The sequence below is a fragment of the Gluconacetobacter sacchari genome, from assembly GCF_014174255.1.
GTDB lineage: Bacteria > Pseudomonadota > Alphaproteobacteria > Acetobacterales > Acetobacteraceae > Gluconacetobacter > Gluconacetobacter sacchari.
Genome location: NZ_JABEQJ010000003.1, coordinates 161,903 through 182,052, shown reverse-complemented (window position 1 = coordinate 182,052; position 20,150 = coordinate 161,903). Strand labels below are relative to the sequence as shown.

General features: G+C 65.3%; 26 protein-coding genes, 1 tRNA gene and 2 pseudogenes. 21 read left to right on the top strand and 8 right to left on the bottom strand.

What is annotated here, in order from left to right:
- Window positions 1–117: 117 nt before the first annotated feature.
- Entirely contained in the window at window positions 118–411 is a 294-nt protein-coding gene (locus tag HLH48_RS03975; protein ID WP_182996198.1) for a hypothetical protein, read from the bottom strand.
- 89 nt (window positions 412–500) lie between these two features.
- Here HLH48_RS03975 and HLH48_RS03970 point away from each other — a divergent pair, with 89 nt between their 5' ends.
- Window positions 501–791: a hypothetical protein gene (locus HLH48_RS03970; RefSeq protein ID WP_182996197.1), complete on the top strand. Its 291-nt coding sequence runs from the start codon at window positions 501–503 to the stop codon at window positions 789–791.
- Window positions 792–805: 14 nt separating this feature from the next.
- On the opposite strand, the gene HLH48_RS03965 is transcribed toward HLH48_RS03970, so the two are convergent.
- Window positions 806–1,324: a hypothetical protein gene (locus HLH48_RS03965; protein WP_182996196.1), complete on the bottom strand. Its 519-nt coding sequence runs from the start codon at window positions 1,322–1,324 to the stop codon at window positions 806–808.
- A gap of 107 nt (window positions 1,325–1,431) precedes the next feature.
- Between HLH48_RS03965 and HLH48_RS03960 the strand changes: the two genes are divergently transcribed.
- The 16 genes and pseudogenes from HLH48_RS03960 (at window position 1,432) to HLH48_RS03895 (ending at window position 9,768) form a co-directional block, all read left to right on the top strand.
- Window positions 1,432–1,935, top strand: a complete 504-nt coding sequence (locus HLH48_RS03960) for a hypothetical protein (protein ID WP_182996195.1) — start codon at window positions 1,432–1,434, stop codon at window positions 1,933–1,935.
- 543 nt (window positions 1,936–2,478) lie between these two features.
- A pseudogene (locus tag HLH48_RS23720) lies at window positions 2,479–2,796 on the top strand (helix-turn-helix domain-containing protein); the annotation flags it as partial.
- Between the two features lie 21 nt (window positions 2,797–2,817).
- Complete coding sequence (locus HLH48_RS03955; protein WP_246386824.1) at window positions 2,818–3,294, top strand: pentapeptide repeat-containing protein; 477 nt, start codon at window positions 2,818–2,820, stop codon at window positions 3,292–3,294.
- Window positions 3,295–3,448: 154 nt separating this feature from the next.
- Complete coding sequence (locus HLH48_RS03950; protein ID WP_182996193.1) at window positions 3,449–3,667, top strand: Arc family DNA-binding protein; 219 nt, start codon at window positions 3,449–3,451, stop codon at window positions 3,665–3,667.
- Window positions 3,660–3,791, top strand: coding sequence for a hypothetical protein (locus tag HLH48_RS23510; protein ID WP_264812231.1), 132 nt, complete (start codon window positions 3,660–3,662; stop codon window positions 3,789–3,791). The genes HLH48_RS03950 and HLH48_RS23510 overlap by 8 nt, the downstream gene beginning before the upstream one ends.
- Entirely contained in the window at window positions 3,788–4,672 is an 885-nt protein-coding gene (locus HLH48_RS03945) for a KilA-N domain-containing protein (RefSeq protein ID WP_182996192.1), read from the top strand. The genes HLH48_RS23510 and HLH48_RS03945 overlap by 4 nt, the downstream gene beginning before the upstream one ends.
- Window positions 4,672–5,214 (top strand): hypothetical protein, encoded by a 543-nt coding sequence (locus HLH48_RS03940; RefSeq protein ID WP_182996191.1) that lies wholly within the window; start codon window positions 4,672–4,674, stop codon window positions 5,212–5,214. The genes HLH48_RS03945 and HLH48_RS03940 overlap by 1 nt, the downstream gene beginning before the upstream one ends.
- A gap of 329 nt (window positions 5,215–5,543) precedes the next feature.
- Window positions 5,544–6,701: a hypothetical protein gene (locus tag HLH48_RS03935; RefSeq protein ID WP_182996190.1), complete on the top strand. Its 1,158-nt coding sequence runs from the start codon at window positions 5,544–5,546 to the stop codon at window positions 6,699–6,701.
- A complete protein-coding gene (locus HLH48_RS03930) occupies window positions 6,698–6,976 on the top strand; it encodes a hypothetical protein (protein WP_182996189.1) in 279 nt (92 codons plus the stop codon). The genes HLH48_RS03935 and HLH48_RS03930 overlap by 4 nt, the downstream gene beginning before the upstream one ends.
- The gene (locus HLH48_RS03925) at window positions 6,976–7,176 is read left to right on the top strand and encodes a hypothetical protein (RefSeq protein WP_182996188.1); all 201 of its coding nucleotides are present in this window, start codon (window positions 6,976–6,978) and stop codon (window positions 7,174–7,176) included. Before HLH48_RS03930 ends, HLH48_RS03925 begins: the two co-directional genes overlap by 1 nt.
- Complete coding sequence (locus tag HLH48_RS03920; protein WP_182996187.1) at window positions 7,173–7,448, top strand: hypothetical protein; 276 nt, start codon at window positions 7,173–7,175, stop codon at window positions 7,446–7,448. Before HLH48_RS03925 ends, HLH48_RS03920 begins: the two co-directional genes overlap by 4 nt.
- On the top strand, window positions 7,445–8,014 hold the full coding sequence (locus tag HLH48_RS03915) for a hypothetical protein (protein ID WP_182996186.1): 570 nt from the start codon (window positions 7,445–7,447) through the stop codon (window positions 8,012–8,014). Before HLH48_RS03920 ends, HLH48_RS03915 begins: the two co-directional genes overlap by 4 nt.
- Window positions 8,011–8,292 (top strand): hypothetical protein, encoded by a 282-nt coding sequence (locus tag HLH48_RS03910; protein WP_182996185.1) that lies wholly within the window; start codon window positions 8,011–8,013, stop codon window positions 8,290–8,292. The genes HLH48_RS03915 and HLH48_RS03910 overlap by 4 nt, the downstream gene beginning before the upstream one ends.
- Window positions 8,289–8,408 (top strand): annotated as a pseudogene (locus tag HLH48_RS23120) (ClpX C4-type zinc finger protein); the annotation flags it as partial. The gene HLH48_RS03910 and the pseudogene HLH48_RS23120, both read left to right, overlap by 4 nt.
- Before the next feature lie 101 nt (window positions 8,409–8,509).
- Window positions 8,510–8,743, top strand: a complete 234-nt coding sequence (locus tag HLH48_RS03900; RefSeq protein WP_182996183.1) for a helix-turn-helix transcriptional regulator — start codon at window positions 8,510–8,512, stop codon at window positions 8,741–8,743.
- Window positions 8,740–9,768, top strand: coding sequence for a site-specific integrase (locus HLH48_RS03895; RefSeq protein ID WP_264812230.1), 1,029 nt, complete (start codon window positions 8,740–8,742; stop codon window positions 9,766–9,768). The genes HLH48_RS03900 and HLH48_RS03895 overlap by 4 nt, the downstream gene beginning before the upstream one ends.
- 65 nt (window positions 9,769–9,833) lie before the next feature.
- Here HLH48_RS03895 and HLH48_RS03890 read toward each other — a convergent pair.
- The 6 genes from HLH48_RS03890 to HLH48_RS03865 form a co-directional block, all read right to left on the bottom strand.
- Window positions 9,834–9,909: transfer RNA gene (locus HLH48_RS03890), tRNA-Glu, on the bottom strand.
- 87 nt (window positions 9,910–9,996) lie between these two features.
- Complete coding sequence (recJ, locus tag HLH48_RS03885) at window positions 9,997–11,829, bottom strand: single-stranded-DNA-specific exonuclease RecJ (protein WP_182996181.1); 1,833 nt, start codon at window positions 11,827–11,829, stop codon at window positions 9,997–9,999.
- Window positions 11,830–11,850: 21 nt separating this feature from the next.
- Window positions 11,851–12,846, bottom strand: a complete 996-nt coding sequence (gene glpX / locus HLH48_RS03880; protein WP_182996180.1) for a class II fructose-bisphosphatase — start codon at window positions 12,844–12,846, stop codon at window positions 11,851–11,853.
- Between the two features lie 62 nt (window positions 12,847–12,908).
- A complete protein-coding gene (locus HLH48_RS03875) occupies window positions 12,909–14,252 on the bottom strand; it encodes a homoserine dehydrogenase (RefSeq protein WP_182996273.1) in 1,344 nt (447 codons plus the stop codon).
- 103 nt (window positions 14,253–14,355) lie between these two features.
- The gene (locus tag HLH48_RS03870; protein WP_246386821.1) at window positions 14,356–15,618 is read right to left on the bottom strand and encodes an LL-diaminopimelate aminotransferase; all 1,263 of its coding nucleotides are present in this window, start codon (window positions 15,616–15,618) and stop codon (window positions 14,356–14,358) included.
- Between the two features lie 178 nt (window positions 15,619–15,796).
- On the bottom strand, window positions 15,797–16,762 hold the full coding sequence (locus HLH48_RS03865) for an OmpA family protein (RefSeq protein ID WP_246386818.1): 966 nt from the start codon (window positions 16,760–16,762) through the stop codon (window positions 15,797–15,799).
- Between the two features lie 188 nt (window positions 16,763–16,950).
- On the opposite strand from HLH48_RS03865, the gene HLH48_RS03860 reads away from it, so the two are divergent.
- From HLH48_RS03860 to HLH48_RS03845, 4 genes are all read left to right on the top strand, one after another.
- The gene (locus HLH48_RS03860) at window positions 16,951–17,634 is read left to right on the top strand and encodes an ATP-dependent Clp protease proteolytic subunit (RefSeq protein ID WP_246386815.1); all 684 of its coding nucleotides are present in this window, start codon (window positions 16,951–16,953) and stop codon (window positions 17,632–17,634) included.
- 113 nt (window positions 17,635–17,747) lie between these two features.
- A complete protein-coding gene (locus HLH48_RS03855; protein ID WP_182996179.1) occupies window positions 17,748–18,740 on the top strand; it encodes a ferritin family protein in 993 nt (330 codons plus the stop codon).
- On the top strand, window positions 18,737–19,600 hold the full coding sequence (locus tag HLH48_RS03850) for a hypothetical protein (protein WP_182996178.1): 864 nt from the start codon (window positions 18,737–18,739) through the stop codon (window positions 19,598–19,600). The genes HLH48_RS03855 and HLH48_RS03850 overlap by 4 nt, the downstream gene beginning before the upstream one ends.
- Window positions 19,601–19,751: 151 nt before the next feature.
- Window positions 19,752–20,009 carry a hypothetical protein gene (locus tag HLH48_RS03845; protein ID WP_182996177.1) on the top strand — a complete coding sequence of 86 codons (258 nt, stop codon included), beginning with the start codon at window positions 19,752–19,754 and terminating at the stop codon, window positions 20,007–20,009.
- Window positions 20,010–20,150 lie beyond the last annotated feature (141 nt).

The following is a 20,150-nucleotide window of genomic DNA, read 5'->3' as shown; positions in this document are numbered from 1 at the left end:
TCCGCGCCCTCCGGCGCCAGACGCGCGCCCGCTCCCGCGCGTGCTCAGCTTTCTCGATGGCGGACCGCTCGACGTCCTGCCACCATCCTTGCATCTGCAAACAAAGCCATTTCCAGATCATGCAGCCTCATTTCGGAGCGCATCCAGGCGGACACGCATCAAATCGGCCTCGGCGTCCAGACGGCGCGCCTCGGCTTCCAGGTGGGCCGCGAAACGCGCGCGCACGCTCAGCCACTCGGCGGCGGTGACGCTGCGGATTTCGCGATAAAGACAGGCGCGAACACGACGTTCCGTCAGGCCGAGGAACCGCGCGGCCTCGACGATCGCCACCTTGATGCCGCGCCCCTTGCGCCGGCTTTCAACGGTCTGCGACACGAGGTCCGAAAATTCCTCGACAACGGCTTCGGTCATTTCCGAGCCCTTGGACAAAGTACTCCACGCCACTGGACGGCTCCTGCATCACACTCCGGGGTGTTCAGGCCCGTGGAGTTCGAAACAGAATGCGAGGTGACGTGGAGAAAACTGGAAAACAGAACGGCGATGCGGCCGGGCAATCCGTCCTGGCCCGCATCGACGCCGCGCTGATCGGGCTGGCGCACATGCGCGCCCGCGTCGGCGTGTACGACTACATTCCGGCAGCCCGGCTCAGCACCAACCTCAGCCGTGCGATCCTCTCGCCGACCCTGTCGCCCATGCCCGGCATTCCCATGCCGCCGACCATGGCGCGGCAGATCGAGGCGCTGAACGCGTCCCTGCGCCGGGCCGGAGCCGTCACGGAAGCGGATGGCTGATACGCCGGCCGGCATCATTGCCCGTCCTGGTCGTTCTCGGTGACACTCGGAGTGCGCGAGGGAGTCGGAAGCTCCCCCGCGCTTTCACCATCTGCTGTCACAGAGGATGAACCTGTATGAGCGAAACTCCCGACGCGCTTCTCAAGGCGATAGCTCAAGGGATTGGACGCCTGGAAGCCGACAATGCGCCCGCTCTTTTCGTCGATAACGTCATATCCTTCGGCCATAACGGCGGCGTGGTTTACGCCACCGTTGCCGCCGGAAAGCCAAAAGGAGACGGGCAGATTCCCGTCCCCGTCGCACACTTGCGCCTGACTGTTGATGCCGCCCGGCTGCTGGCGGAGAACATCGCCAAGGCACTTGCCCTGATGGAGGCTGAGGGAAAGCCGATCAATTGATCCCAGCACCCACGCAATAAGCGTCTCGGCCTCGGCAATCCGGTCGGTGATCGAACCGGGGCCGACCTGAGCGAGCGCCCAGGCGCGCAGGTCCGCATCCGCCATCTCGTGGAGGGATTCAGTGACGTAGCTCATAGCCAGGCCCTCAGCGCACCAACCGGACGGAGGCGGCAGCGTCCAATGACTCCGCCGCCTCCCCGTGCCACCATGCGGTCACCACAACACGACATGGAGGAACCCAGATGGTTGAAGGAAATCATATCGATGAGGCGATCTGGAGACCGATTCTTGAAGTTCTGAACAAGAACCCCTTTGGTCCGCATAGATATCTTAAAGATATAGCGCCAGACATTGATAGCAACATTGCGCTTCAGAATATTTATTATCTGGCACAGAACAAACTTTGCACAGCCAATATAGAACCCACACCGCAGGGCAGCTTCCGTTATTTTGGAGGGGTGCAAATTACCACCCGAGGAATCGACTTCCTCAAGAACGACGGTGGCCTCAGCAAGCGACTGCGCACGATCACCGTCGAACTCGACGGCGACACCATCAAGGCCCTGATTGCCGACAAAGTCGATCAGTCCGACGCACCCGACGAAGACAAGGGGAAGCTCAAACATGCAATCCGCTCCCTTCCTTCCAACGCGTTGACAGCCCTAACAGGTGAACTTGTGAAGCGGGGTCTGTCCTCGGCTTCGGATCTATTGCCGTGGCTCGAAACAGCACTTCGTCACCTATGATGCCGGCGAAGCTGAAGGTGACCTCGTGCGACACCAGGCCGAAGTCCAATGACGTCCGGAAGTCGCCGGTCAGATGCGCCGGGCGGTTGAAGGACGCCATCAGGATGGAGCCGTTCTCGTACGGCTCGACCCAGATCCGCGACGCCTCAACCCAGAGGGGCGGATTGAACCACGGCTCGCTCATCCCACGCATCCTCCAGCCACTCCATACTCGTGAAGGACGGCATGAACGGCACCGAGCGCAGCGGCGGTCATGGTCACAAGAGCCAGGACGGCAAATAGGACGACGAACGCCCGCGCCCCCTGGTCTAGGCACCAATCAAGAAGACGATCCATCATCCCGCTGCCTCCGGGGTGGTGGGGGCTGGGGCCCGGCGCTCCTGCTCACGGAGCATCCAATCGCGAATTCGCTCGACATTTTGAATTGAGACTCGTCCCGATGATCGAAGCCGCCCCACAAATCGGCTGTCTTTCACGGCCAGGCTACCTATGGACGTCTCCGCAAGCCCATAGGCTTCGGTAAACGCTTCTATCTCCCGGAGGATGTCGCCCTGGATACTCATCCCCCAACGAATGGGGGATTGTCCCACACCAGTCAACACAAAATTCCCTCGTGAACCTACTTACTCGTTGTGGGATTGTCCCCAAAACCTCAAAATGTTCAGGGCCAAAATGCAGCTAATTTCCACAAAAAGGCTTGAATATCATATGGGTAGGTGCGGACTTAGTGCTAGAGCACTATCACTCCAAGCCGGCCTGAACGAGACTGCGGTGAGGGACATTCTTAGCGGCAGATCAAAGCTGACGCGTCCCAATACGATTCTCCGCCTAGCATCCGCATTGGGGTGCAAGCCTGAAGATCTACTGGAAACAGACACTCTTATGAGCATGTTCGAGGGAGACTTCGATACAGCATTAAGAAAAATGAAAGATCTTCACATTGAAATGGAAAATATTGTCGAAAAATCTGATGACGGAAAAATATCTATTTTAGGAGAGAACATATCACCTGAACAAAGAGAGTTCTTTGAGGTTTTTGTTGGAAAAGGGTATGAAAATAGGAAGAGTTACCCAACAAATTTTACAGGAGCGAATTTATCAGGAACATTAATGCAGAATTCTTCCCTTCCTGGGGCCAGTTTCACTGGCACAAAACTGGTAGGGGCCGATTTATCGGGGTCTAATTTGGCCGAAGCCAGCTTTGTAGGCGCTGACCTAACTTCAGCGGATCTACGAGACTGCAACCTTGAAGGGGCGGATTTCGTCGGCTGCAAGATGAACGGGACAAAGATGAAAGGCGCCAATCTAGCGGAAGCTAATTTCACAGGCGTCGATATGTCGAAGATAGATTGGGGATGATCCCCCATTTTTTGATTGACGCAGCAGGAAATCCCATACATTTATCCCTCATCGGCTAGGCCGGTGAGGGTTTTTCGTCTCAGGACGCAGACCTCCGCTGGCATGGCTGACCAGTTTACAATGCCATGGGGCCAAGATGTCAGATCGATATCGAATGCCGGAGGCGTCGCGGGTCTATCTCCGCATCCCTCCGGACCTGCGTGAATGGCTCGAAGCCAGAGCCGCAGGTCGTGTGCGCAGCCTGAACGCGCACATCACGGACCTCCTTGAAGAGGCCCGGGAACAGGAAACAGCAGCGAGGAACGCCGGCAAGCTTCCCCTCGCCGCTGCTCATTCCATCAATCAGAAAGCAGGAACGCTCACCAATGGATGACGCAATCCATATCATACGCGCGGTCAACGCCGCAAATGCCGTGATTCCCACCCTCCGCTCGATGCTGCTGATCGGCGCGTCGATGTTCGTCACCACCCTCTATGTGCTGGGGGCGGTGCGATGAGCCAGAACACACCTTTGACCATTCTTTCCACGTCGGTTCGGCAAGATGCCGGAGGCCGCTACTGCCTGAATGATTGCCACCGGGCTGCTGGTGCTCTTGATAAAGATGCGCCCGCCCAGTGGCTGCGCACCGAGACCGCCAAGAAGCTGATCGCCGAACTGGAAACTATGCAGGAATGCACAGTTTCAGAAACTGCCGAGAAGCCCGTAGTTACCGTTCCTGGCCGCAACGGCGGAACCTATGCCGTCAAGGAACTGGTCTACGCCTACGCGATGTGGATCAGCCCCGCGTTCCACCTGACCGTCATCCGCGCGTTCGATGCTCTGGTGCGCGGCAAAGACCCGACACCCAAGCCCAAGGCTCCCCGCGCGCCGGCGCTGATCGGTCCGCGCCGCCAGACGCTCGGGCTGATCGAGCTTTACACCCGCGTCAACGAGATGCGCGGGCTGGACCGGAACGCGGCGCTCATCTCCGCCAACGACCGCGCGACGGTGAAGACGGGCATCAATCTGTTCGAGGAAGCCGGGCCGGTGCGCATGGAAGCGCCGGATCAGGAACCGGTGATGAACGTCACCGCCATTGCCGAGGCGATCGGCGGCATCAGCAACCGGCGCATCAACCCGGCCCTGATCGAGATGGGTTACCAGACCAAAGGCGGAAAGGGCTGCCGTTGCCCTTACCAGGCAACCGAGCTCGGCAAGCAGCATTCGCGCGTGGTCGATTCCCCTCGCAGGCATGCGTCCGGCTTCTCGCAGGAACTTCTGTGGAAGGCGTCGATCATCCCGCTGATCAAGGCCCATCTCGCCGGCGCAACCTCGCCCTACGCCGCCGTCGCGCTGGCGGCCGATACCGATCTGGTGCCGCAGGGAGGGCTGCTGTGATGCGCTGCATTCCCCTGCTGCACACGGGCCTGGTCAACGGCCAACCCGTCCGGTTCTATCAGGCGCCCCATGGTGGGGCGTCGTATCCCTGGCACGCGCATGACGATCTGCTCGCGGCCATGCAGTTCCCGAACGATGGCGGCTGGAAGCGCATCACCGACATGCCGAGCGACGCCGCGCCGCTGGCCGTGTGGAGCATCGACCCCGGCGCGCCGGGACCGGTCGTGATCTGCGACAACCGGCTGGCACGCGAGTTCTTCAGCGCCGCGCCGCTCGGCGCGCCCCTCGTTTCCAGCGGCTTCGGCGAATACCGCGACGCGCTGGCGGAAGCGGTCGGCCTTCTGACCGCCGACATGCGCGACCCGGAAGACCGGGCCACATGGCTGACCAACGCCTGGCTGCGCGACCAGGGCGAGCAGCCCATGCCGCCGATCATGGAAACGGAACTCAGGAAGATGACGCGGGCGACCGGACGAACGATCTTCGATCCCGGCAGCGGCAACGGCGGCCCACCGGCCAGCGTGCGCTCCACCATCCACTGACATTCACTGGCCGCAAGGCCAAGCTGGGAACTATCAAAATGGTCAAAGTCAAGTCGCGCCCGAAATGCGCCCAGAAGACGGCTGCGCCCGTCACGATCGAAGACCAGATCGACGCGGCCCTCGCGCCGGCCGTCCGCACTTCCAGTGCCGTGGGCCGCGCCATGGCCGCCTATTGCTCGACCGTCCGCGAAGCCGACGACGATGAACGGACGACGCCGGAGGTCGAAGCCCATCGGGACAAGGTCCATGACCGAATGGACGCCCTGTGGGTCGAATATGACTCCGGTCCTCTACCCATCGAGACGCCGGCGGACATCCTGTCCGAACTGATGGCGGTCACCAACTACATGACCGGATCAATCGGGACGCACGGATGCGACCTGCCGGCATCTTTCACGATGCTGGAAAGGCTCTGGCGCGTCATCCGGCCCGCATCCGAAATCCTCGGGATCGATCCCGATGAAATCGGGGCGCGCGCCATCGGCCTGCCGATCGACGAGAACATCCAGTCGGAATCGCATTACGCACGCTTCGTCGTGATGCAGGGCCTGGAAAAAGGCATCGCGTTCCGCCTGACACCGGGCGGCAAGCTGGAGATCTTCCGGCAGGACGGTGCCCCGCTCTCGACTGCCCGGCTCGACAGCATCCCCGAGGAAGACCTCGCGGAAGAGGTCAAGCGTCTCATCGCCGACAAAGGCGGAACCCTCACCCTTCCGACCAATCCCGCCCATCTGGCGGGGCAGGCCTGGTGGCTGACGCGCGACGACATGCGCAACACCCCCCGCGACAGCCTGCGCCGCATCAGCGCCGGCTGGGGCCCGAGTTCGCCTGATCGCGATCTGATCGTGACGTGCAAGCGCCTTGAGGATCTCGAAAGCGAGCATCGGCGGATCTACAACGACCATCCCGTCGAAGAGGAGAAGGGCTCCCTCTGGCGCAGGCTGCGCGGCGAGCGGGACGAACTTGCCGAGCGCGCCAGCAAGATGCGCGCCGTCACGACGGCCGGCGTTATCGCCCGCGCAAAAGCGATCCTGGCGAACGGAAACGACACGACTACCTGCGAGGGGACGGATATCGAGCAGACGATGCACAACGCCCTGCTGCGCGACCTGATCGCCATGGATGACGGCGAGAAAGCCCGCCCGCGCGTGATCCCGGATCAGGAAGAACTGAAGCGCGCCGAGGACAATTATCGCCTGCTGGGCCTCGTCAACCAAGCTGGCCTGGCCTTCTACGCCATGGACACATCCCCACTCGATGAAGACATTCCGACCAAGTTGGTGAAGGAATATTGGGAATTGGTCGACCAGTGCTGCCAAATCCGCGCCACATCGACGGAAGCGCACCTTGCGCGCGTCAAGCTTCTGACGTTCAGCAATGTCAAAGATGGCCGCTTCGTCAAACTGCCGGAATTTCCGGAACAGGTTGTCCGCGCCTTGGTCCGCGATGTCGCCGGCGTGCAGGACGATCAGGGAGCCACAGCATGAGCGCAACAGCGGCGGCCGGATGGGAATCCGGCCTCACCCCGCGCGGCATGGGCGTCCGTGTGGCCGAGGAAACGGCGTCGGAGCCCGATACCGTCTTCCTCACCCGGTTCCGCGCCGAACTGACCGACCTGTGCGTGCTGTGGGACTCCCTCGGCTACCCCTCGCCGCTGTGCCGGCTCTTCGCCCAGCAGTTCGAGGGTGGCGCGATCATGCACCGCCTGACCATCCGGCAGGACCGGCAGACCTGGAGCCAGTTGGAAGGGAGGCGCGCGTAATGGGGCGCCCCCGCAAGCAATGGCCGCAACGCGAGATCGGCATTCTGGTCCACATGCGCCGCGCCGGCCACACCTGGAAGCAGATCGGCGACCGGCTGGGCAAGCAGCGCAACACCTGCCGCCGGTTCTGGATCGAGGTGCTGGGCTATCCGGCAACCCGCGTCCGGCCGGGCAACAGGCCCCAAGGAGCAACCACATGACCTGGGAGGAAGCATTGGCTGCCCTCGGCCTGCGCGATCCATTTGTCGACGGTCGAACCTGGGCCGAGGAAGTTTGGGGCGTCGAAGGCGCTCCACTCTCTGCAATCAAGCCCAGCCTCGATGCCTGGATCGAAGTCATGCGCATCAACATGAAGCATGACCTCAACCTGCCGGAACCCATTATCAGAAAACACATCGAATGCTTCACCCTTTCCGCAAAGGCCCGGCTCTACGATCTGGCCATGGCCCCCAAGGTGGTGGGACACGCATGAAGACGGTGACCCATCACCGGGCAACGCCGCCCGAAACCATCGACTGGGCCAAGGTAAAACACCTGTGGGTCCAGGACGCGCTTGACGAGATCAACGCGCCCACGATGTTCTTCCCGTGTGTCGTCTTCATGGACGACAGGTGGGAGTATCTGGCCCTCACCACCGACATCACCAGCGCACGTCAATGCGTCGCACGCCTCGGCGCGCTCTACGACAAGCCGGTGATAGACTGGACGCGGCCCGCGCCAGAATCCCTAGCGGAAGAGAGCTTTTTCTACAGCGTGCGCGACCTGCTGCCGGTAAACCATGGTCGGGAGATCCCCGAGCAGGAACCCCAATGGGGCGCGGGCTGGTCGGAAACCGACCAGTTGTTCCGCGACGGCGCGACAGACGCCGAGTTCATGCACGAACTGGCTGAACTGGAGCGCATCTTTAAGCAAAGCGACATAGCAGAGGGCGTCGACCCGGCGCGGGTAACCATGGCTATCCAGGCCACGCGAGCAACGGCCGTCCATCGCTGGCTCATGCTCCACGTCGCCAATCCGAGGAGAAAGACCACGCCATGAAAATCACCGTCGAAGTCGATCTCGAAGTCATCGGCAGGGCCATCGCAGATCATGTCCTGGTGGATGAAGAAGAGGGCCTGGAGGCCATGACCCTGATGCTGCGCGGCGCCGGCTTCGCCATCAGCGTGTCCCGCGAAGGTGGCCCTGAAGTTGAGAGCACCACCTTCATCGGCGACGCCATCGCGCAGGCCGCCCGCCGCAGGGCGATGGAAATCGTCCGGTCGATGGACCATCCCGGCCAGGTTCTGGACCTATTGAGCGGCGAGAGGGCGCGATGAACGACGTGCTCTATTGCTCGTTTTGCGGGAAACCGCAGAATGAGGTGAAGAAGATCATCGCCGGTCCGAAAGCATTCATATGCGATGAATGCGTCGCGGTCTGCATCGATGTCATCACGACAGCAAGGATAGAGGAGGCGGGCAAGAAGATCGCCGCACCCTTCGTCAAGATGATTTGGTGGGTGCGAGCCAAGAGGTCAAAGCCGGAGGTGGAGGGATGAGTGACTTCGGCGCCCGCGTGCTGCCGGTCGAGAAGGCAGCCGAATACGTCGGCCTGTCCAAGAGCACGTTCCTGTCGGAGGTCGCGCCTGTGGTGCGACCCATCCGCCTGACAGAACGTCGGGTCGGATGGGACCGCCTTCTGCTCGACCGCTGGGTCGACATGAAGCAGGGACTTTCCCCAGTTGGAGCCGACGCGGAGCGGGTCAATCCGCTGTCCATGCTGCCGTGACAATTATTCGCCTGCAATTCATCAAGAAATACAAAGACCGGCACGGAAAGGTTCGACATTATCTGAGGCGGAGGGGGTTCAAGCAGATCCCTCTGCCAGACCCGTCCGACCCGTCGTTCTTCACCACCTACCAGGCCGCGCTGGCCTCGACCGAAGAGCCGAAGGAGAAGCCCAAGGCTGGGGTCGGCACGTTCTGCGCCCTAGTCGATGCCTGGTATGAATCATCGGCCTTTCGCCAGCTTGGTCCGGCCACGCAGACAAATTACCGGCGCATCCTCTCCCGAATGCAGAAAGAGGACTATGGCGCGCATGCTGTGACGGATTTCGAGCCGCAATACATTCGACGCTTCGTGGCGCGCGCTGCCGATACGCCGGCTGCCGCGAACCATCGGCTCCGGCTGTTTCGCCTGTTGTTCCGCTTCGCGGTCGAGGATGGGTGGATCAAGACCGATCCGACGCTTGGAGTCCGGCGCCTCAAGGAAAAGGGAGAGGGCGCGAAAAGCTGGTCAGAAGACGAGATCGAGAAATACGAGGCCCGGTGGCTATCGGGCTCACCACAGAGGCTGGCACTGGCCCTTCTGCTCTACACGGGGCAGAGGCGTAGCGATGTGGTGCGGATGGGTTGGGACGACATCGAGAGCGGATTCCTCCGCGTCCGCCAGGCCAAGACAGGCGCCGCGCTTCTGATCCCCCTGCATGGGGCGCTCATCGCCGAGATCGAACAATGCGACCGATCTGCTCCGCGGTTTCTCCTCACACGCGAGGACGACCCAAGGCCGTACAGCCCGAATGGGTTCTACAATCGGTTCGTGGAGTGGGCGAAGGAAGCAGGCCTGCCGGCGGGCCTTAGCCCGCATGGGTTGCGGAAGGCAGCAGCTCGGCGCCTTGCAGAGGCTGGCTGCACTCCGCATCAGATCGCGGCGATTACGGGGCACAAGACGCTTGCAGAAGTGGAGCGATACACGCGCGCAGCCGATCAGGTCCGGATGGCGCAAGAAGCTATGCGCCGCCTCGGCTGCGTCTAACCAAATCCGGAAGGTGTCTACCCTATCGCGGTTTTTGGCAGTATTCTGCGATTTTATGGAATGCTTGGCGTCCCATAGGGGATTCGAACCCCTGTTGCCGCCGTGAGAGGGCGGCGTCCTAGGCCTCTAGACGAATGGGACATCTGGCTTGGGCGGCTTCGTATCCTGATGCAGCGCGATGGTCAAGCCCCGCCCGAAGGATAAGGACATTTTCTCGGCAAACCACCATCAGCTCGCAATCGCCGCATCGCGGATGAAGAAGCTGGCATCGGTGCGGCCATTCCAGTTTTCCGCGCGCAACCAGCCCGCCAGATGCAGCGGGGGGGCATTGCGATCCTCCAGCGTCGCCGCGGCCGGGTGGTCGTCGGCACGAAACAGCAGCGCCTTCAACCGGGGGCCGCCGCCTTCGCCTTCCACCAGTACCCGCAGCGTTCCCCCCTCACGGCCGATCCGATCAGCCCGCACCACCCGCACGCGCGGAATGGCCAGCACCGGCTCGTCATTGCCCGCGCCGAATGGAGCCAGCCGGCCGATATCGCTCGCTAGCGCCACCGTCGCACCGGCCACATGCACCACCCCCTCGATCGGCACATCCACCGCATCCGGCAGCGCCGCCGCATCGCACAGGCGCGTATTCAGGAAATCATGCAGCGCCGGCACCCCGGCCAGAGGCAACGAGAATCCCGCCGCCATGGCATGGCCCCCGCCGGTCGTCAGCAGCCCCATCTGCCGCGCCGCGATAATCGCCGCCCCCAGATCGATATCCATGACCGAGCGCCCCGATCCCTTGACCGTCCCGTCCTCCAGTTCCGCCCCCACCAGCACCGGACGATTGAACCGTTCCTTGATCCGGCCAGCCACGATGCCCACCACACCCGGATGCCAGTCCCGACCCGACAGCAGCAGCACCGCATGCCCGGCCGCGCGCTGGGCCGCCGCGTCCTCCATCGCGCGGTCCAGAATCGCGGTTTCCACCGTCTGACGGCGGCGGTTCACCGCGTCCAGCCGCTCAGCCAGCCGCCTGGCCTCCGCGGCATCGTCACACAGCAACAGGTCCAACCCCAGACCAGACTCGGCAATGCGACCGCCCGCATTGATCCGCGGGCCCAGCGCAAAGCCGCAGGTAAAGGCCGACAGCGGATCGCGCGCCCCCGCAACCTCCAGCAGCGCCTCCAGCCCGACGCGCTGCCGCCGCGCCAGGACCTTCAGCCCCTGCGTCACCAGCGCGCGGTTCAACCCCGTCAGCGGCATCACGTCGCACACCGTCGCCAACGCCACGATATCGAGGAACGCCATCAGGTCCGGCTCCGGCCGCCCGGCAAACCAGCCCGCCCGACGCAACGCCCGCACCAGCGCCACCGCCGTCAGAAACGCCACCCCCGCCGCGCACAACCCCCGCTGGCCGGACACGCAGTCCGGACGGTTGGGATTGACGGTGGCCAGCACGGATGGCGGAGCCCCCTCCGCCTTGTGATGATCCAGCACCACGATCTCGGCCCGCCCGGCCAGCGTCGCCAGCACATCCCCCGCCGCCGTGCCGCAATCGACACAGACCACCAGCGTCGCCCCCCGCGCCACCAGCGCCTCCAGCGCCGGGGCGTTGGGACCATAGCCCTCGGTGATCCGGTCAGGCACATGGGTCATGACCGGACAACCCAGCCCGCGCAGCAGCCCGGTCATCAGGGCGGCGGCACAGGCGCCATCCACATCGTAATCGCCGAACACGGCCACCGTCTCGCCCCGGCGAACCGCCTCGGCCAGCCGCTCGGCCGCCGCATCCATGTCCCGCAACATGGACGGATCGGGCATCAGCGCCCGCAGGGTCGGGTCCAGGAAGGTCGCGGCCGTGCCGCCATCCAGCCCACGCACCGCCAGCATCTGCCCGACCAGTTCGGACACACCCGCCTGCTGCGCGATCATCAGCCCGATCCGCCCGCCATCAACGGCCAGACGGGAATCCCGCCACAGCCAGCGCCGGCCGGACAGGCTGGAACGCACCCCCAGCACCAGCGCCTCCTCGGCCGCACCAGGGGGCCGCGCCATCAAGGTCCCGTCAGCCATCACCGGAAACGATGCCGTCCGTCAGAAGGTCGACCAGATCTTGGTGCCGAAATCGTGATGCCCCTCGACAAAACGCACGGTGCCGGATTTCGAGCGCATGACGATCGAATGGGTGACGGCATGGCGCCCATCGCGGCGAATGCCGCGCAGCAGCGGGCCGGCGGTCACCCCGGTGGCCGAAAACAGGACATCGCCCCTGGCCAGGTCGAACAGACCCAGCTTGCGCGAAGGGTCCTTGCCCGGATCCATCTCCCGCGCCCGGCGGATCTGCTCGTCATCCTCGAACAAAAGGCGCGCCTGCATCTGGCCGCGCACACACCGCACGGCGGCGGCGGCCAGCACCCCCTCGGGCGCGCCGCCCGACCCGGCATAGATATCCACCGCGCCATCCGGCAGGCAGGCCGCGATGGCGGCCGCCACGTCGCCGTCGCTCAGCAGCATCACCCGCGCCCCGGCCTCGCGCGTCTTGGCGATCAGTTCCTCATGCCGCTCGCGTTCCAGCGCACACAGCGTCAACTCGCCGATATCCTTGCGCTTGGCGCGCGCCAGCTCCCGCAGATTGGCACCGATGCTGGCATCCAGGTCCACCACGCCCTCGGGCAGGTCGGGGCCAACCACGATCTTCTCCATGTAGACATCGGGCGCATGCAGGAAATTGCCCGCCTCGGCCAGCGCCACCACCGTCAGGGCGTTGGGCATGTTCTTGGCGCACAGGTTGGTGCCTTCCAGCGGGTCCACGGCAATATCCATCGCCGGGCCGCCCGAACCCACCTTCTCGCCGATGAACAGCATCGGCGCCTCGTCCATCTCCCCCTCGCCGATCACCACCGTGCCGTCGATGGCCACGGTATCGAAGGCCAGACGCATCGCCTCGACGGCGGCGCCATCGGCATCGTTCTTCTGGCCGCGCCCGGTCCAGTGCGACGCGGCCATCGCCGCAGCCTCCGTCACGCGGACCAGTTCCAGGGCCAGGTTACGATCGGTAACCTGATAGGCAGCAGTCGGTTTGGACGTCATCACTCTGTTTCCTTGGCTGTCTGGGCCGATTCTCTGCCGGCCTGTTGAACGGGGCCGCCGGATCAGCCGGCCTCGATACGAATCATCGCCGGCTCGCCGATCACAGCCGGCAGCGCCGCGATCCGGTCCAACGCCGCCATCATGGCGGATTCCCGCGTCCGATGCGTGACCAGCACCAGCGGCACGGACGGCGCGTCTCCCCCGACGGGATCGTCCGCCGCGCGCCCATGTTGCAGCATGCTGCGCAGCGACACACCATGATCGCGCAGAACGGCCGTCACATCGGCGATCACGCCTGGCCGGTCCTGCACATGCAGGCGCAGATAATATTCCTCATGGAACGCGGTGCGCGGCAAGGCTTCCACCTGCGTCAGCCCATCGGTGCTGCGGCCCCAGACCGGCACGGCATTGCCGCGCGCGATATCGATCAGGTCGGCGGCGACGGCGGTGGCCGTCGGCCCCTCGCCCGCGCCGCGCCCCTCCAGCATCAGCCGCCCGACGAACGCGCCTTCCACCAGCACGGCATTGAACACGCCGTCCACCTGCGCGATCGGCATCTTTTCCGGCACCAGGCAAGGATGGACCCGGGCCTCGATCCCATCCTCGCGCCGGCGCGCCAGGCCCAGCAGCTTGATACGATACCCCAGCGCCCGGGCGAAGGTCAGGTCCAGCGCATGAATACCCCGGATCCCCTCGACATGGACCGAGGAAAACGCCACCGGCCGGCCGAACGCCAGCCCCGCCAGGATCGCCAGCTTGTGCGCCGCGTCGATGCCGTCCACGTCGGTCGAAGGGTCGGCCTCGGCATAGCCCAGGGCCTGCGCCTCGGCCAGAACGTCGTCGAAGGGGCGGCCGCTCTCGCGCATCGCGGTCATGATATAGTTGCAGGTGCCGTTCAGAATGCCGCCCACCCGGTTCAGCCGGTCGGCGGCCAACCCCTCGCGCACGGTCTTGATAGCCGGGATTCCGCCCGCCACCGCGGCCTCGAACATCAGCGGCAGGCCCGCCTGCTCGGCCAGCGCCGCCAGTTCGGCCCCATGCACCGCGATCAGCGCCTTGTTGGCGGTCACCACCGGCCGCCCGGCGCGCAGCGCCTCGGTCACCAGCCGCCGGGCAATGCCGTCCGCCCCGCCAATCAGTTCGACGACCACATCCACATCCGGGTCGCGCGCCAGCGCCAGGGCGTCGTCATGCCAGGTCACGCCGTCCAGATCGATGCCCCGGTCGCGGGCACGGTCGCGCGCGGCCACGGCGGTCACGATCACCTGCCGCCCGGCCCGCGCGCCGACGATGCCCGCATTGGCCCGCAACAGCTTGACCAGCCCGGCCCCCACCGTCCCCAGCCCGGCAATGCCGATCCGCAATGGCCCCGATCCCGCGCCGCCTCCCTGTCCACCCGTCGCCATATTCCGTCCGGTCACCTGATATCCTGTCGTCGTTCCTGAATGCCGCCTAGTGCCGGAGGCAGCGCCCACAGCGCCGCCTCCGGGTCGAAAACCCGCCGGGCGGTCAACCCACCGGCACGGGGTCCGCGGCCTGCTCCGTATCCTTCGCCGCGCGACGCCCCACCCCGGCCGTGTCGGGCAGGTTGACGCCATGGCGCCCCATGAACTGGCGGATCGCCCGCGTCGCCTGACGCAGGCGCTGCGTGTTCTCGACCAGCCCGATCCGCACGAAACCCTCGCCATATTCGCCGAAGCCCAACCCCGGCGCCACCGCCACCCCGGCCTCCTTCAGCAGAAGCTTGGAGAAATCGACGCTGCCCATGTCGCGGAAAGCCGCCGGCAACGGCGCCCAGGCGAACATCGACCCCTCGGGCGACGGCACGTCCCATCCCGCCGCGTGCAGGCCGCGGATCAGCACGTCGCGCCGGTCGCGATACAGCGCGCGCATCTCGGCCACGCAATCCTGCGGGCCGCTCAGCGCCGCCACCGCCGCCACCTGGATCGGGGTGAAGGCGCCATAATCCAGATAGGATTTGATCCGCGTCAGCGCGTTGATCAGGCGCGGATTGCCGGCAGCGAACCCCATGCGCCAGCCAGCCATGGAATAGGTCTTGGACAGCGAGGTAAACTCGACCGCGATGTCCTTCGCCCCCGGCACCTGCAAGATCGAGGGCGGCACCCGGTCGCCGAAATAGATCTCGGCATAAGCGAGGTCGGACATGATCCAGATCTCGTGCCGGCGGGCGAAGGCCACCAGTTCGCGATAGAAATCCAGGTCCGCGACATAGGCCGTGGGGTTGGAGGGAAAATTGACGATCAGCGCCGTCGGTTTCGGCACTGAATGGCGCACCGCGCGATCCAGCGCCCGCAGCATCTCCTCGTCCGGCGTCGCGGGAATCGACCGCACCGAGGCCCCGGCGATGATGAAGCCGAACTGATGGATCGGATAGGACGGATTGGGCACCAGGATGGTGTCGCCCGGACTGGTGATGGCGGCGGCCAGATTGGCCAGCCCTTCCTTCGATCCCAGGGTCGCGATCACCTCGGTCTCCGGGTCCAGCGCCACGCCGAAACGGCGGCCGTAATAGGCCGCCAGCGCCCGGCGCAGGCCCGGAATCCCCTTGCTGACCGAATAGCCGTGGGCACGCGGATCGGCCACGGTTTCCACCAGCTTCTGCACGATATGCGGCGGGGTGGGACTGTCGGGATTGCCCATGCCCAGATCGATGATGTCCTCGCCCCTGGCTCGGGCCGCGGCCTTGGCCTTGTTCACCTCGGCGAACACATAGGGCGGCAGGCGACGGATGCGATGGAATTCTTCTGTCATGGGTTGGCTCGTTGAGACTGTTTGCCCGGGACCCAACGCCCCGGACAAGGTTCAGGATGGCCGTTTCGCGCCGCTCTTCCGGCGGCATGTCGCGACTGGCGGAGCATTCCCCGCCAATCGCGGATATTAACGACGCCCGCGCCCCGCAGGCAACCGCGCCGCGCGCCATCGCATCGCACTACTGCGCGGTACTGATCCGTACTCCGTCGCCGAACGGATGCGCCCGCAGATGAATCGCCTTCGCCGGCACGCCGTCGGCCGCCAGCCGCTCGGCCACCGTGCGCGCGCGCAGCAGGGCCAGCGCCATCGCCCGCGCCTGCTCCGCCGAATCGGTCGACGCGGCCTCGCCATAGCCATGGACGAACAGCGGGCCGCCGGGGCTATGGCGCGCCACCCCGTCGATCGCCTTCTCCTGCCCCGCCACCGGCCGATCGTTGCCGACGGGAAAGAGAATCCGCGTCCCCACCGGGTCGGCCAGCACATAATCCGGCCGGATCGTCGCCACCGCCGCGTCGCTCGGCACCGCGAAGCCCGGGAATTGCGGCGCCACCGGCGGCCCGGCGGGAATCTCGGGCAGCGGCCCCGACGCGGCCGCCGAGGTGCCGCCCACGCCGCCGACATCCGCGCCGACCTCCGGCATCGCCACCAGCGCCGCGTCCCCCGCGGCAGCCCGCGCCGGCGCAGGCGCGGGCGGCGGCGCCTCCGCCGCATCCAGCGTCGCCGAAGACGCCCCCCCGGAAGGCGCGGTGGAGGCCGACTCCGGGGCCGGGGCCGGGGCCGGGCGCGCGGGCACCTTCGGCACGACCGGGGCCGTATTCGTCAGCGGCCCGACCTCCGCCGCCATCCGGTGGGCCAGGTTGCGCTGTTCGACCAGGGTCTCGGTCACGTCCTGCCGGCGATCGGCCGAGGGCAGGACCGGCACCGTGGTCGGGGTCAGGCCCACGGCGGGATAGGGATCATGCGCGCCGGGCGGCGGCGGCCGCTGCTCGGCAATGACGCCGCCCTGATGCTGGTGGTACCAGTCCAGCGTGGCGTCGAAGGCATCGCGATGGGCGCAGCCGCTCAGGGCCACCAGGGCCGCCAGCAATCCCGCCGGACGGGCCAGAGCCGAACGGTCTCTTGGCAGCGGCGCTTTCATACCCATCTTCACTCCGTGACCAGCGTCCGGCGGCCGCTTCCCACCGGGGAGGGCCGCCTGCCCTCCCTTACTAACCCGCCCCCGGGCTTTTGAGCTAGAGAGCGGCACGGCGGGCGGCAGGTCGGGTCTTGGCACCGGCCCGAAGGCGGCGCAGGATAGAGTGGATGAATAGGACCAGTCCTGGATACAGGGAGATGATGATGCTGAACGGCATGCGGCCGAACCACCGTATCCGGATGGATGACGAGGACCCGAACGGCCCCGACATCCCCGAGCCCCAGGGCCCCGAACCGGCGGAACCCGGCGACAACAAGACCCTGTCCTCGCCGATCAACGAGCTTGAGAGCCGCCTGTTCGACCAGCGCAAGGTGCTGGTCTTCGGCGCGATCAACGACAAGCTGGCGCGCGACGTCACCGGCCGCCTGCTGGCGCTGGCCGGCGCGTCCGACCGGCCGATCGACGTCTATGTCAACTCGCCCGGCGGCCATGTCGAAAGCGGCGACACGATTCACGACATGATCCGCTTCGTCGATTCGGTCGCCCCGGTGAACGTGATCGGCACCGGCTGGGTGGCCTCGGCCGGCGCGCTGATCTTCGCCGCCGGCAACCCGCAGCGCCGCTACTGCCTGCCCAACACGCGCTTCCTGCTGCACCAGCCGATGGGCGGCGTGCGCGGCCCCGCCACCGATATCGATATCGAGGCGCGGGAAATCGTGAAGATGCGCGAGCGGCTGAACCGCCTGTTCGCCCGCGAAACCGGCCAGTCGTATGAAAAGATCTGCCGCGACACCGACCGGAACTACTGGATGTCGGCCGAAGAGGCGATCGCCTACGGCCTGGTGACACGGATCATTTCCACCCTGTCCGACATCCACTGACCGCTGGCCCCCTCCTCCTCCCCCCCATCGCAGGGGGGGCCGCAATGTGACGCCCGGCCCGGCCCGATCCAGGCTGGTCCGGCGTCTGTACTCATTGTGCGAGCTTGCGAAGCATGACCTCCCTTTCCGATATCTATTCCTCCCTCCCCGAGGCGATCGACCCCAAGGGCGCCGACACGAAGACGGTGGCCGAGGCCGATTTCAACGCCCGCCACTGGTCCAGCCCGGTGCCCGGCCCCCTCAAGCCCGGCTCGGCGGAGCATAAACGCGCGGTGGCGGAGATGTTCCGCGACACGTTCAACCCGTACAAGCCCTCGGTCATCGCCTGGCCGAAGCTGGACCCCGAGACGCTGAAGCGCGTCACCTCGCTGCCGATCTGGGACATCGCGGTCCAGACCGAGGGCAAGGCCCGCCTGCGCATGGCCGCCTACGCCCGCATGATCGACGACCCGGACATGAAGGACGCCCTGTCGCGCAACGCGTGGGAGGAAAACCGCCACAAGGAGGTCCTGTCCAAGCTGGTCGAAGCCTACGACATCAAGATGGCGCCCGAGCCCCCCTACATCGAACCGCGCGACACCGAATGGGCCTATCTGGTCACCGGCTTTTCGGAATGCGTGGACAGTTTCTTCGCCTTCGGCCTGTTCGCCCTGGCCCAGCGCTCCGGCTTCTTCCCCGCCGAGCTGATCGAAACGTTCGAGCCGGTGATGCAGGAGGAATGCCGCCATATCCTGCTGTTCGCCAACTGGCTGGCGTGGCACCGCGCGACCATGCCGCTGTGGCAGCGCCCGTGGTTCGAACTGCGGGTTCTGGCGGTCTGGGTGTTCCTGGTCTACGAGCGGATCGGCCTGGCCACCAGCATCGACGCCAACGGCAATGTCCAGGAACAGGACAATAATTTCACCGTCAGCGGCGCGAAGGACGTGGCGAACATCGATATCAGCCTGCGCGAGATGATCGATCTCTGCCTGGAGGAGAACGAACGCCGCTTCTCCGGCTACGACCCGCGCCTGCTGCGGCCGAAACTGGCCCCGAACCTGGCGCGCTTCCTGCGCCTGTTCCTGCGCCGGCCCTCCGGCGCCCGCGCGGTGGAGCACGCCGCTTGAGCCGCATCGAAGCCGGATCGGAGACCCACAAGGACCTGTTCTGCCGCCAGTTCATCGCCACGCACCAGGTCTTCGACCCCGAGACCCTGCCCTGGCCCGACCTGACGGAGGCGGAACTGGCCCGCCTGCGCACCATCCCGTTCTGGCAGGAGGTGTACCATACCGAACGCCGGGCGGGCGCGATCGTCGACGCCTTCACCCCGCAGATCACCGACCCGGTGGTGCGCGAGGCCGTCGCCCTCCAGGGCCTGGAGGAAGCGCGTCACGCGAAGCTGATCCGTACCATGATCGACCGCTACGGCATCGACGCCACAGAGCAGGAGATGGAACGCTTTCCCGCCGATCTGGAAACCGCCTTCATCGATTTCGGCTTCGGCGAATGCCTCGACGCCTTCCTGGGTTTCGGGGCGTTCAAGAACGCCCGCCAGTCACAGTTCCTGCCGGAAAAACTGTTCGAGATCTTCGACGTGCTGATGTTCGAGGAAACCCGGCACATCGTCTTCTTCATCAATTACATGGCCTGGCGCGAGCGCCGGCGCGGGCTGGGCCCGGTCCGCCGCGCCCTGAAATCCACCCGCTATTACGGCCGCGCCCTGGCCCGGCTGCTGGCGATGGTCCGGCGCGGGCAGCAGCCCAATGACGGGCGCGATTTCGCGGTCACCCAGGCCAATGTGTTCCTCGACAGTTTCTCGTTCCGCCAGTTCGTCGAGGATTGCTACCGCGAGAACGCACGGCGGATGCAGGAATTCGACCCCGACCTGATGCAGCCCCGCCTGCTCCCCGCGATGGCCGACCTCGCCCTGCGCGGCATGCGCCTGTGGGACCGCCGCCGCCCCCACCTGCGCGCCGGAACGCGGTAACCCCCCTCCCCGACGCAACACTCCGTTGCAAACCGAAAGAAAAACCAGCCTTTCCGCAAACCAGTCGCGGACCTACGCTGGCGGCGATGCGGTCGCAAACCCACGGCCGGTCTTCCTGCCTTCCGGCAACCCAGTCACGGGAGAACGCTCCATGTCATCCTCCATCACCAGCCTCGGCAGCACCATGCCGGGCAGCCTGTACGGCGGCACCGCCGACACGTCCTCCTCATCGTCCTCATCCTCGTCCTCGTCATCGTCATCCACCACGACCACAAGCCAGATCACCAACAGCGACGGCTCGATCACCACGATCACCAAGGATTCGCAGGGCGACGTCATCTCCGAAACCACCACCGGCGGCCAGAACGCCTCGGCCGACGGCTCGACGGTCCTGAACCTGTACGCCTGAGAGCGCGTCCGGAAATGCACGCTGGCGGCGATCCGACGCGCGTTTCCAAGCAGGCTCCGATGATTTTCTGATCTGTTCAGGGGCATCGCCCGTCCCAACCACAAACACCCCGAACAGATCGGACGTTTTTCGGTTTTTCCT